This is a genomic window from Aeromonas sp. S16(2024) (assembly GCF_041403065.1).
Taxonomy (GTDB): Bacteria; Pseudomonadota; Gammaproteobacteria; order Enterobacterales; family Aeromonadaceae; genus Aeromonas.
Window position 1 is genome coordinate 267,359 of sequence record NZ_JBGLQX010000001.1, and the last position, 11,779, is coordinate 279,137.

Here is an 11,779-nt window from a genome sequence, read left to right on the forward strand (position 1 = left end):
ATTGAAAATGCCAGTCACTGGCTCCGCGCTCGAATTCTGTCCTGTGAAGAGGAATTGATATGCCTGATGGGGTCAATCTGTCCCGCCGCAGTCTGTTTCGAGGACGACTGAGCGCGCCCAGACCCGAGGTGCAGCTGCCCTGGTCCGTCTCCTGGGCCGACTTCGTGGCCGATTGCACCCGGTGTGGCGACTGCCTGACGGCTTGCCCGGAGCAGATCCTGGTGAAGGGGGACGGCGGCTTCCCGACGGTGGATTTCCAGCGTGGCGAATGCACCTTCTGTGGCGAGTGCGTCACGGCCTGCAAGGCGCCGGTATTTCGTCCGACGACCCAGGCGCCCTGGGGCTATGTGGCTCACATCGAAGCCGGTTGCCTGGCCAGTGCCCAGGTCTTCTGCCAGCGCTGTCAGGACAGCTGCGAGCAGCAGGCCATCCGTTTTTCTCCTCAGCTGGGGCGAGTGCCCACCCCCAGCATCCATACCGAGTCGTGCAATGGCTGTGGTGCCTGCGTGGCAGATTGTCCGGTCGGCACTATCAGGGTGGGCGTCCCCGAGGGGTCGTCCACATGAAGCAAGGGATGAGCAAGTTGGAAAACAACGAGATGAAGCGAGAAGAGTTCCATGTATCCAGCCTGGTGGTACTGACCCAGCCCCCCTTGCGCCACAAGCTCGCAGAGCAGATTGCGGCCCTGGACGGGGCCGAGATCCATGCCGTCAGCGACGAAGGCAAGCTGGTGGTGACCCTGGAAGGGCCCAGCCAGCGCCCCATCATGGATGCCATAGACGCGATCAATGCCATGCCGGGCGTGCTCTCCGCCGCCCTGATTTACCACCAGTTTGATGAAGTCGAAGCCGAGGGCAGGGAATAGCGCCACGAGGCTGGGCCGCGAGGTTTGCGATGCCCGATGAAAGCAATAAAGCGCCATGACGCTGAGCCAGCGCGGCTCGTGACAATGGCTGTCATTGATGTGATTAAGCAATGCGAGGATATGTCATGAAGCTGAGTCGACGCGACTTTATGAAGGCCAATGCGGTGGCGGCAGCCGCTGCCGTGGCCGGAGTCAGTGCCCCCACCCTGGCGGCGAACCTTATTACCAGCACCGACAAGACTGCCATCACCTGGGACAAGGCGCCCTGCCGCTTCTGCGGCACCGGCTGCTCCGTGCTGGTGGGCTCCCAGGCCGGCCGTGTCGTGGCGACCCAGGGCGATCCCGATGCACCGGTCAACCGTGGCCTCAACTGCATCAAGGGCTACTTCCTCTCCAAGATCATGTACGGCGAGGATCGTCTGACCCAGCCCATGCTGCGCATGACCAATGGCAAGTTCGACAAGAATGGCGACTTCGCCCCCATCAGCTGGGATCAGGCGTTTGACATTATGGCCGAGAAGTTCAAGGCCACCCTCAAGGAGAAGGGACCGACCGCGGTCGGCATGTTCGGCTCCGGCCAGTGGACAGTGTGGGAAGGCTACGCCGCCGCCAAGCTGATGAAGGCGGGCCTGCGCACCAACAACCTGGACCCCAACGCCCGTCACTGCATGGCCTCCGCCGTGGTCGGTTTCATGCGCACCTTCGGCATGGATGAGCCCATGGGCTGCTACGACGACATCGAGCAGGCCGATGCCTTCGTGCTCTGGGGCTCCAACATGGCCGAGATGCACCCCATCCTCTGGTCGCGGATGTCCGATCGCCGCCTCTCCAACCCGGATGTGCAGGTGCACGTGCTCTCCACCTTCGAGCACCGCAGCTTCGAGCTGGCGGACAACGGCATGGTGTTCACGCCCCAGACCGACTTGGCGATCCTCAACTACATCGCCAACTACATCATCCAGAACGACAAGGTGAACTGGGACTTCGTCAACAAGCACACCCAGTTCCGCAAGGGCGTCACCGACATCGGCTACGGCCTGCGCCCGACTCACCCGACGCAGCAGAAGGCCAAGAACCCGGACAGCGGCGACTCCACCCCCATGAGCTTCGACGACTTCGCGAAATTCGTGGCGGATTACGACGTCGACTCCGTGGCCAAGCTCTCCGGCGTCTCCAAAGAGAAGCTGGAAAAACTGGCCCAGATCTATGCGGATCCGGACAAGAAGGTGGTCTCCTACTGGACCATGGGCTTCAACCAGCACACCCGTGGCGTCTGGGCGAACAACCTCTGCTACAACATCCACCTGCTGACCGGCAAGATCTCCACCCCGGGTTCGGGTCCCTTCTCCCTGACCGGCCAGCCCTCTGCCTGCGGCACTGCGCGGGAAGTGGGCACCTTCGCCCACCGCCTGCCCGCCGACATGGTGGTCACCGATCCTGCGCACCGCGCCATCGCCGAGAAGATCTGGAAGCTGCCCGCAGGCACCATTCCCGAGCAGGTGGGTTATCACGCCGTGCTGCAAAACCGCATGCTTAAAGACGGCAAGCTCAACGCCTACTGGGTGATGTGCAACAACAACATGCAGGCCGCTCCCAACATGAACGAGGAGGGGCTGCCCGGTTATCGCAACCCGGCCAACTTCATCGTGGTCTCCGACCCTTACCCGACAGTCACGGCGCAGGCGGCTGACCTCATCCTGCCCACCGCCATGTGGGTGGAAAAAGAGGGTGCCTACGGCAACGCCGAGCGTCGCACCCAGTTCTGGCACCAGCAGGTCAAGGCGCCGGAAGGGGCCAAGTCCGACTTGTGGCAGCTGATGGAGTTTGCCAAGCGCTTCACCGTGGAAGAGGTGTGGCCGGCCGAGCTTATCGCCAAGATGCCGGAAGTGAAGGGCAAGACCCTGTTCGAGGTGCTCTATGCCAACGGTCAGGTGAACCAGTTCCCGAAAGAACAGAGCAAGGGGGCGCTGAACGACGAGGCGGAACACTTCGGCTTCTACGTGCAGAAGGGGCTGTTCGAGGAGTACGCCTCCTTCGGCCGCGGCCATGGTCACGATCTGGCGCCTTTCGATCAGTACCACGAGGCCCGTGGCCTGCGCTGGCCCGTGGTGGACGGCAAGGAGACCCTGTGGCGCTATCGCGAAGGGTTCGACCCCTATGTGAAGGCGGGGGAAGGGGTGCGCTTCTACGGCAAGCCGGACGGCAAGGCGGTGATCTTCGCGCTGCCCTATGAGCCGGCCGCCGAGGCACCGGATAAAGAGTACGACATGTGGCTCTCCACCGGCCGCGTGCTGGAGCACTGGCACACCGGCACCATGACCCGCCGGGTGCCCGAGCTCTATCGCGCCTTCCCGGATGCGGTGCTCTTCATGCACCCTGAAGATGCCAAGGCCCGTGGCGTACGCCGTGGTGAAGAGGTGATAGTCGCCTCCCGCCGTGGCGAGGTGAAGACCCGGGTCGAGACCCGCGGCCGCAACCGTCCGCCCAAAGGCCTGGTGTTCATGCCCTTCTTCGATGCGAGCCAGCTGGTCAACAAGCTGACCCTGGACGCCACGGATCCGCTCTCCAAGGAGACGGATTACAAGAAGTGCGCCGTCAAGGTCATGAAGGCGTAAGGCGGGGCCGGGGGGATGAGTCGCAGCCGTCGCCAGTTCCTGGCCGACCTTGCCAAGGGGGCCTGCTCCGTGGGCCTGCTTGGGGCAGGGCTTGGCACTGTGGCCCGCCAGCAGGCGCAGGCGGTGCCCGCCCAGGCACTGCGGCCGCCTGCGGCACTGGGGGAGGCTGACTTCCTCGGTGCCTGCGTGCGCTGCGGGCTCTGCGTCGAAGCCTGTCCCTACGACACCCTCAAGCTCGCCCGGCTGCTGGATCCCGTGACCACGGGCACCCCCTATTTCGAGGCGCGCGCGGTCCCCTGCGAGATGTGTGACGACATCCCCTGCGTGGTGGCCTGCCCGAGCGGGGCGCTGGATCAGGGGATGACCGACATCGATCAGGCGCGGATGGGGGTGGCGGTGCTCATCGATCACGAGACCTGCCTCAATTACCTGGGGTTGCGCTGCGATGTCTGTTATCGGGTCTGCCCCCTGATAGACAAGGCGATCACCCTAGAACTGCAACGCAATCCGCGCACCGGCAAGCACGCCATGTTCCTGCCCACTGTACACAGCGACATCTGCACCGGCTGCGGCAAGTGTGAGCACGCTTGCGTGCTGGAGACGGCGGCCATCAAGGTGGTGCCCCATGGGCTCGCCAAGGGTGAGCTCGGCCATCACTACCGGCTCGGCTGGGAAGAGAAGGCCAAGGCGGGCAAGTCCCTCATCGGTGAGCGACTCACTCTGCCGACCCGCAAACCGGAGGGGCTATGAGTCGTTATCCGGGGGCCGAGGCCAGCGCCAGGCTGGGCTGGTGGCGCGCCCACCGCTTCCTGCTGCTGCGCCGCCTCAGCCAGTTTGGCGTGCTGGGGCTCTTCCTGCTGGGGCCGCTGGCGGGGGTCTGGATCCTCAAGGGCAACCTCTCCAGCTCGCTGTTGCTGGAGACGGTGCCGCTGAGCGATCCCCTGACCCTGCTGCAGTCGGTGGCGGCGGGCCATTGGCCCATCACCACCCTCTGGCTCGGGGCGGCAATAGTGCTGCTGGGCTACTGGCTGGTCGGGGGGCGGGTGTTCTGCTCCTGGGTCTGCCCGGTCAACCTCATTACGGACGCCGCCGCCTGGGTCAGGGCCCGGCTTGGGCTCAAGGGCAACGGCCAGTTCAACCGCAACACCCGCTACTGGCTGCTGGCCATGGTGCTGGTGGCACCCGCCATCACCGGCGTGCTGGTGTGGGAGCTGGTCAATCCGGTCTCTTTGGCCATGCGCGGCCTGCTGTTTGGCATGGGGGCGGGCTGGGGTCTGCTGATGGCCCTGTTCCTGTTCGACCTCTTGGTGGTGGAGCGGGGCTGGTGTGGTCATCTCTGTCCGGTGGGGGCCTTCTATGCCCTGGTCAACCGGGTCGGGTTTATCAAGATTTCTGCCAGGGGGCGTGAGCGGTGCAGCAACTGCATGGATTGTTATGCGGTCTGCCCGGAGCGTCCCATCCTGCGCGGCCCGGTTCACGGGGCCAGGCGCGGTCACGGGCCCTTGATTGTGGCTCAGGAGTGTACCAACTGCGGCCGTTGCATCGATGTCTGCGCGGAGCAAGTTTTCGAAATCACTACAGGTTTTGCCGTCAAGGCAGAGAAAACGTCGGAGAACAAATAATGAAAAAGCTGATTGGAGCAATGCTGGCCTGCCTGATGGCGGGCTCCTTGATGGCAGCCACCCCCGAGATCACCAACAGCACGGGGGGGATCAAGTCGGAGCGGGGGAGTACGGATCTGGTCACGGAGGCAGATGCGGCCCCCATGAAGAACTATCGCAAGGATGGGGATCTCTACGATCGCCAGTACATGCATCAGCCGCCGCTGATCCCCCACGACACCCGCAACTACGAGGTGGACAACAAGGTCAACAAGTGCCTGGCCTGCCACAGCTTCAAGAACGCCAGCGCCATGAAGGCGCCCAAGATAAGCCCGACACACTTCGAGACCCGCGACGGCATGACCCTTGGCGAAGTGTCACCCCGCCGCTACTTCTGCCTGCAGTGCCACGTGCCGCAAGCGGATGCCAAGCCGCTGGTGGAAAATACGTTTAAACCAGTTGAAGCGCTGAACTGAGGAGCCAACTAGATGAAATTACCCGGCTTTATCCAGCGTCTGTGGACCACCTTCAAATCCCCCTCGAAGGCGGCCCTCTGGGTGCTGCTGCTGATGGGCTTCTTCGGCGGTGTCATCTTCTGGGGCGGCTTCAACACCGCCATGGAGGCTTCCAACACCGAGAAGTTCTGCACCGGTTGCCACGAGATGAAGGACAACGTCTTCGTGGAGTACCGCGACACCATCCACTATGCGAACCGCTCAGGGGTGCGCGCCAGCTGCCCCGATTGCCACGTGCCCCACGAATGGACCTACAAGATCATTCGCAAGGTGCAGGCCTCCAAGGAGCTGTGGGGCATGCTGACCGGCAAGGTGGATACCCGCGAGAAGTTTGAATCCCACCGCCGGGAGATGGCGGAGCGGGAGTGGCAGCGGATGAAGGAGACGGATTCCCGCGAGTGCCGCAACTGTCACAACTTCGAGTACATGGACTTCTCCCTGCAGGGGCGGCGGGCGGCCCAGATGCACTCCACCAACCTGGCAAGCGGTCAGAATACCTGCATCGACTGCCACAAGGGGATAGCGCATCAGCTGCCTGACATGAAGGGCGTGGAAGGTTTCTAAGGCGCCGGGCCATCGGAGCGCATAGTGCCGCTTCGATGGCCTTTGATTTTTATGGGCCTTTTAACCCCTGCGCCAGACATCTTTTGATAGAATCCCTCCCCGGCAACGCGGCGCCCCTGTCGGCGCGCATTCACCGACCGGCATGGCCGGGTGACGCGTCCCCCTCTTCTTCCTCTCGTGGTCAATGAATGATTGACAGGATTTGTCCTATGGCATCCAGAAACATGGCACCCAAAAACAGCGAATTCATCCCTCTCAAGATCGCCGTGCTGACGGTCTCCGACAGCCGCACCGCCGCCGACGACAGCTCGGGGGATTATCTGGTTTCGGCCCTGACCCAGGCGGGGCACCAACTCGCGGATCGGGCCCTGTGCGCCGACAACCTGTTCAGGATCCGGGCCCAGGTGAGCCAGTGGATCGTCGACGAGGCGGTGCAGGTGGTGCTGATCAACGGCGGCACCGGCTTCAATGAACAGAACCGGGTGCCGGAAGCTGTGGGGGTGCTGTTCGAGCGCACCGTACAGGGCTTTGGCGAGATGTTCCGCCAGCTCTCCTTCGCCGAGATAAAAGGCTCGGCCATGCAGAGCCGCGCCCTGGCGGGGCTCGCCAATCGCACCCTGATCTGCTGCCTGCCGGGCTCCACCGGCGCCTGCCAGCTCGGCTGGGAGCAGCTCATCCGGGATCAGCTGGACGCCCGCACCAGGCCGTGCAACTTCGTGTCCCATCTGTGATCTCGGGAGTTTCTCTCGATCATCCATCTTATTTTTCGATAGGGGAATAGATGAACCTGACCCATTTAAACCAGAGCGGCGAAGCGCATATGGTGGATGTGACCGACAAGCAGGTCACAGAACGTGAAGCCCGCGCCGAAGCCTTCGTGACCATGGCCCCCGCGACCCTGGCCCTGATCCTCGGCGGTCAGCACCACAAAGGGGACGTGTTCGCCACCGCCCGCATCGCCGGCATCATGGCGGCCAAGAAGACCGCCGATCTCATTCCCCTCTGCCACCCCCTGGCGCTGACCCGGGTGGAGGTAGAGATCGAGGCCCAGCCCGAGCACAATAGGGTCCATATCCGCACCCTCTGCAAGCTGTCCGGCAAGACAGGGGTGGAGATGGAGGCACTCACCGCGGCGTCCGTGGCGGCGCTGACCATCTACGACATGTGCAAGGCGGTGCAAAAGGACATGGTGATCGAGCAGGTGCGGCTGGTGGAGAAGAAGGGCGGCAAGTCCGGCCACTTCCAGCTGGGCTCCCAGGCAGGAGAGAAGGCATGATCAAGGTACTGTTTTTTGCGCAAGTGCGTGAGCTGGTGGGCTGCGACGAGCTCTGCCTGCCCAGCGACTATCCGACGGCCGAAGCGCTTCGTGGGGCCTTGTGCGAGCGCGGCGACAAGTGGGCCCTGGCGCTGGAGTCGGGCAAGCTGCTGGTGGCGGTCAACCAGACCCTGGTGCCCCTCGATTCCCCCATCAACGATGGCGATGAGGTGGCCTTTTTCCCGCCGGTGACCGGAGGCTGAGAATGAGCGAGATAATGACCTTGGATCGCATCCTGGTGCAGCGGGCCGACTTCTCCCTGGGGGAGGAATATGAGCGCCTCGCTGCCCGCCATGACAGCGGCGCCATCGTCACCTTCGTCGGCAAGGTGCGTGACTTCAACCAGGGGGAGGAAGTCTTGGGGCTCTCCCTCGAGCACTACCCCGGCATGACCGAGAAGGCCCTGACGGACATAGTCACAGAGGCCCGTGGCCGCTGGCCGCTGCAGGAGTGCACCCTGATCCACCGCATCGGCGATCTGCTGCTCGGGGATCAGATCGTGCTGGTGGCGGTGAGCAGCGCCCACAGGGACGCCGCATTCGAGGCCTGCCACTTCATCATGGATTTTTTGAAGACCCGGGCGCCGTTCTGGAAAAAAGAGCTGACCGCCGAAGGGATTCAACGCTGGGTCGAGGCCAAGCAGAGCGATGACGCCGCTGCCGCTCGCTGGCGGCAAGCGCCCTAGCCGCCCCGGCTCGATGACAGGGGAGTGCCAGCTGGCGCTCGCCACCACTTGCTTCGGGTTCGCCGGAGCCTCAAGGAGACAGGGAATGAAGAAACAGTTGTCCGTGGTGTTGCTCGGCCTCGTGGCCAGCGCCTTGCACAGCGGGGCCGCTCGGGCCGATGAAGTCAGGGTGGCGGTGGCCGCCAACTTCAAGGGCACCCTAGAGCGCATCGGCAAGGAGTTCACCGCCAAGACAGGCCACAGCGTCGTCATCAGCTCGGCGGCCACCGGGGTGCTCTACACCCAGATCACCCACGGCGCCCCCTTCGATCTCTTCCTCTCTGCCGACGTGGCCACCCCTGAAAAACTGGAAGCGGAGGGCAAGGGGAGCGGTCGCTTCACCTACGCCATCGGCCAGCTCGGCCTGTGGCAGAAGGGGGGACCTGCCCCTGACGAGGCCACCTTGCGCAACTGGCAGGGGGAGCTGGCCATCGCCAACCCGAAGACTGCCCCCTATGGCGCCGCGGCCATGGCAACCCTGGCCCACCTCAAGCTCGATCCCAAGCAATACAGGGTGCTGACCGGCACCAACATCAGCCAGACCTGGCAGTTCGTCGACACCGGCAATGCGAAGCTGGGCTTCGTCGCCTGGGCCAACCTGGTGGAGGCGGGCAAGACCGGCGAAGCCTGGGCGGTGCCGGCCAGCTTCTACCCCCCCATAGAGCAGCAGGGGCTGATCCTCAAGAAGGGGGAAGCAGTCGATGCCCTGGTCGCCTGGCTCAAGGGCCCCGGTCAGGAGCAGATCAAGGCTGCAGGCTATGCCCTGCCCCGATAAGGGGATGGTTCAGATGCGATACCCTGAGTGGTCGGCCTTGGGGTCGGCCACTCTTTGCAATGAGGATGGATACCATGCCGTTGGGGGCATTTATCAACCGGGAGGTCGGCAATGAGTGAAGGGGATCTGCTGGCGGTCTGGCTGACCTTGAAGCTGGCGGCCAGCACCACCGCCATCCTGCTGCTGCTGTCGCCGCCGCTCGCCTGGTGGCTGTCGCGCAGCCAGCACCGGCTGCGGCCGCTGGTGGAGGCCCTGGTGGCGCTGCCCCTGGTGCTGCCGCCAACCGTGCTCGGCTTCTATCTGCTGCTCGCCTTCTCGCCGGAGTACGGCCTCGGCGCCTGGTGGCGGGAGACCTTCGGGACCCCGCTCGCCTTCAGCTTCCTCGGCCTGCTGTTTGCCTCCATCCTCTATTCGCTTCCCTTCGTGGTGCAGCCGCTCACCTCCGCCTTCGTCAACATGGGCAACAAGGAGCTCGAGGCCGCCGCCACCCTGGGGCTGGGGCCCCTCGAGCGCTTCTTTCAGATCATCTTGCCGATGACGCTGCCGAGCTTCGTGATGGCGGCGGCGCTGGGCTTTGCCCATACCCTGGGGGAGTTTGGCGTGGTGCTGATGATAGGGGGCAACATCCCCGGCGAGACCCAGGTGCTCTCCATCGCCCTCTTTGATCACGTGGAAGCCATGGATTATCGGCACGCCCACTACCTGGCGGGTGGCCTGATGGGCTTCTCCCTGGTGATGCTGGTGCTGGTCTATGGGGTCTTGCAGCGCCGGCAGCGGAGGTTATTCGGATGAGCCTGCACCTCAAGGCCAGCCGTGCGTTCGGCGCCTTCACCCTGGCGTGCGATCTGGCACTGCCCCTTGGCGGCATTCTCGGCCTCTTTGGCCCCTCCGGCTGTGGCAAGAGCACCTTGCTGCGCATCATCGCCGGGCTGGACCGTGCCCCCTCGGACGTCCTGCACTGGCAGGGGCGGGATCTGGCGGCCCTGCTGCCGGAGGCGCGCCGCATCGGGCTGGTGTTCCAGGACTCCCGCCTCTTCCCCCATCTGAGCGTGCTCGGCAACCTGCAACTGGCGGCGGGCAAGGGGCGAGGGCGCTGGCAGCCCGAGGCGCTGGCGCTGCGGCTCGGCTTTGCGGATCTGCTGGAACAGCCCGCCCACGGCCTCTCCGGCGGCCAGCGCCAGCGGGTGGCCCTGGGGCGGGCCCTGCTGGCGGAGCCCGATCTGCTGCTGCTCGATGAGCCCTTCTCGGCGCTGGACAGCCGCAGCCGCATCCATCAGGCCCATGTGCTCAAGGGGTTGCAGCGCGAAAGCGGCATCCCCATGATCTTCGTGAGCCACGCCATGGAGGAGGTGAGCTTGCTGTGCGATCAGCTGGTGCTGCTGGCTGACGGCAGGCTGGAGGCGCAAGGCAGGCCGAGCGAGATCTTCGCCCGCACCGACCTCTCCTTGGCCAGTCGCGACGACGTCGGTGTCATGCTGACGGCGACCCTGGCCCATTACGACGACGATGAACAGATGGCGACCCTGCAACTCGGGGATCAGAGCCTGATGGTCACCATGGAGCATGCCCCCGACGAGACAGGGGAGCTGCAGATCAAGGTGGCGGGGCGGGATCTGGTGATCGCCACCGCCCCCATAGCGCACTCCAGCCTCTCCAACTGCCTAGAGACCCGACTGCTGGAGGCACGGGAGGTGAGGCCGGGGCAAACTCTGTTGCAGTTGGCGCTGGGGCAGCAGATACTGCTGGCCCGGATCACCAGCCGCTCCGCGAAACGGCTGGCGCTGGTGCCTGGGCAGCGACTCTACGCCTACATCAAGGCGGTGAGCCTGGTGGGAGAGGGCTGAGGGGCTTGTCGCCACAGCATGGGCAGCAAGGCCGTCGGTGGCCGCTATCGAGTCGAGAGGGAGAGCACGGGTGCGTCGCAACCAGGTAATGAAATCCCATGGATTGGCCTTGCGCAGCGCGGGGGAGGGCCCCTTGCTGCTGTTGCTGCACGGCCTTGGCTCCTCCAGCCTCGACTGGCAGGCCCAGATCGAGCACTTCTCCCAGCACTACCGGGTGGTGGCGCTGGATCTGCGCGGCCACGGCCAGAGCCTGCAGGAGGGGCCCTTCGACGTGCCCACCCTGGCGGCGGACGTGGCCCGCTGGCTCGAGGAGCAGCCGGAACCCGCCTGGGTGGTGGGGCTCTCTCTCGGGGCCATGGTGGCGCTGGAGCTGGCGCTGCGACTGCCCCACAAGGTGCGGGGGCTGGTGCTGGTCAACGGCTTCAGCGAGTTTCTGCTGGAGACGCCAAAGGAGCAGGAGCGCCATGCCATGCGCCTCAAGTGGCTGCGCTGGTTTGGCATGCGGCCGCTCGCCTGGTGGCTGGGGCGCGAACTCTTCCCGGGCCCCGAGCTCGCCCAGGTGCGCCACACCTTCCGGCTGCGCTTCGTGCGCAGCAACAAGAAAAAGACTTATCGTGCGCTGCTGGAGGCGCTGCCCGGCTGGTCGGTGCGCGCCCGGCTCGGCAGCCTCTGGCAGCCGGTGGCCATCATCTCCACCAGCCACGACTACCTGCCGCTTGCCAAACGGGTGGAGCAGTTCGCCTCCCTGCCCAACGCCAGCATCCATACCCCAGAGGGTCATCACGCCTGGCCGGCGGAAGATCCCGCCGGGTTCAATCATTTGCTTCACCGGATTTTAGAAACTCATTAAACTTGTCGCCCCTTAGCCTTATTACCCGTGTATGTATTGGTCCGATCGCCTTGCCAATGGCACAAGGCAAGGCAATCGGACCCATCTTGCTCTATTTAACAGGTATTTCCT

15 protein-coding genes are annotated in these 11,779 nt (G+C 64.4%); all 15 read left to right on the forward strand.

Annotation, left to right across the window (positions count from 1 at the left end; translation table 11 throughout):
* Window positions 1-59 precede the first annotated feature (59 nt).
* The 15 genes from napF (at window position 60) to ACB030_RS01360 (ending at window position 11,668) form a co-directional block, all read left to right on the forward strand.
* Window positions 60-566 carry a ferredoxin-type protein NapF gene (napF, locus tag ACB030_RS01290; protein ID WP_371157372.1) on the forward strand — a complete coding sequence of 169 codons (507 nt, stop codon included), beginning with the start codon at window positions 60-62 and terminating at the stop codon, window positions 564-566.
* Between the two features lie 8 nt (window positions 567-574).
* A complete protein-coding gene (locus ACB030_RS01295) occupies window positions 575-865 on the forward strand; it encodes a chaperone NapD (protein WP_371157374.1) in 291 nt (96 codons plus the stop codon).
* Between the two features lie 125 nt (window positions 866-990).
* Window positions 991-3,480, forward strand: coding sequence for a nitrate reductase catalytic subunit NapA (gene napA / locus ACB030_RS01300; RefSeq protein WP_371157376.1), 2,490 nt, complete (start codon window positions 991-993; stop codon window positions 3,478-3,480).
* A 15-nt stretch (window positions 3,481-3,495) separates the two neighbouring features.
* A complete protein-coding gene (gene napG, locus ACB030_RS01305) occupies window positions 3,496-4,230 on the forward strand; it encodes a ferredoxin-type protein NapG (protein WP_205641413.1) in 735 nt (244 codons plus the stop codon).
* Window positions 4,227-5,102, forward strand: a complete 876-nt coding sequence (gene napH / locus ACB030_RS01310; RefSeq protein WP_205641414.1) for a quinol dehydrogenase ferredoxin subunit NapH — start codon at window positions 4,227-4,229, stop codon at window positions 5,100-5,102. Before napG ends, napH begins: the two co-directional genes overlap by 4 nt.
* Window positions 5,102-5,557: a nitrate reductase cytochrome c-type subunit gene (locus tag ACB030_RS01315; protein ID WP_025326409.1), complete on the forward strand. Its 456-nt coding sequence runs from the start codon at window positions 5,102-5,104 to the stop codon at window positions 5,555-5,557. Before napH ends, ACB030_RS01315 begins: the two co-directional genes overlap by 1 nt.
* 12 nt (window positions 5,558-5,569) lie before the next feature.
* Window positions 5,570-6,160 carry a cytochrome c3 family protein gene (locus ACB030_RS01320; RefSeq protein WP_139439292.1) on the forward strand — a complete coding sequence of 197 codons (591 nt, stop codon included), beginning with the start codon at window positions 5,570-5,572 and terminating at the stop codon, window positions 6,158-6,160.
* Window positions 6,161-6,384: 224 nt separating this feature from the next.
* Window positions 6,385-6,891 carry a molybdenum cofactor biosynthesis protein B gene (gene moaB / locus ACB030_RS01325; protein ID WP_106887335.1) on the forward strand — a complete coding sequence of 169 codons (507 nt, stop codon included), beginning with the start codon at window positions 6,385-6,387 and terminating at the stop codon, window positions 6,889-6,891.
* Between the two features lie 50 nt (window positions 6,892-6,941).
* On the forward strand, window positions 6,942-7,436 hold the full coding sequence (gene moaC, locus ACB030_RS01330; RefSeq protein ID WP_111913679.1) for a cyclic pyranopterin monophosphate synthase MoaC: 495 nt from the start codon (window positions 6,942-6,944) through the stop codon (window positions 7,434-7,436).
* Window positions 7,433-7,678, forward strand: coding sequence for a molybdopterin synthase sulfur carrier subunit (gene moaD / locus ACB030_RS01335; RefSeq protein WP_371157379.1), 246 nt, complete (start codon window positions 7,433-7,435; stop codon window positions 7,676-7,678). Before moaC ends, moaD begins: the two co-directional genes overlap by 4 nt.
* Before the next feature lie 2 nt (window positions 7,679-7,680).
* On the forward strand, window positions 7,681-8,160 hold the full coding sequence (gene moaE, locus ACB030_RS01340; protein WP_371157381.1) for a molybdopterin synthase catalytic subunit MoaE: 480 nt from the start codon (window positions 7,681-7,683) through the stop codon (window positions 8,158-8,160).
* Window positions 8,161-8,245: 85 nt separating this feature from the next.
* Complete coding sequence (gene modA, locus ACB030_RS01345) at window positions 8,246-8,974, forward strand: molybdate ABC transporter substrate-binding protein (protein WP_371157383.1); 729 nt, start codon at window positions 8,246-8,248, stop codon at window positions 8,972-8,974.
* A 111-nt stretch (window positions 8,975-9,085) separates the two neighbouring features.
* Window positions 9,086-9,766: a molybdate ABC transporter permease subunit gene (modB, locus tag ACB030_RS01350; protein WP_139439297.1), complete on the forward strand. Its 681-nt coding sequence runs from the start codon at window positions 9,086-9,088 to the stop codon at window positions 9,764-9,766.
* Complete coding sequence (gene modC / locus ACB030_RS01355; protein ID WP_371157386.1) at window positions 9,763-10,818, forward strand: molybdenum ABC transporter ATP-binding protein; 1,056 nt, start codon at window positions 9,763-9,765, stop codon at window positions 10,816-10,818. Before modB ends, modC begins: the two co-directional genes overlap by 4 nt.
* 70 nt (window positions 10,819-10,888) lie before the next feature.
* The gene (locus ACB030_RS01360; protein WP_371157388.1) at window positions 10,889-11,668 is read left to right on the forward strand and encodes an alpha/beta fold hydrolase; all 780 of its coding nucleotides are present in this window, start codon (window positions 10,889-10,891) and stop codon (window positions 11,666-11,668) included.
* Window positions 11,669-11,779 lie beyond the last annotated feature (111 nt).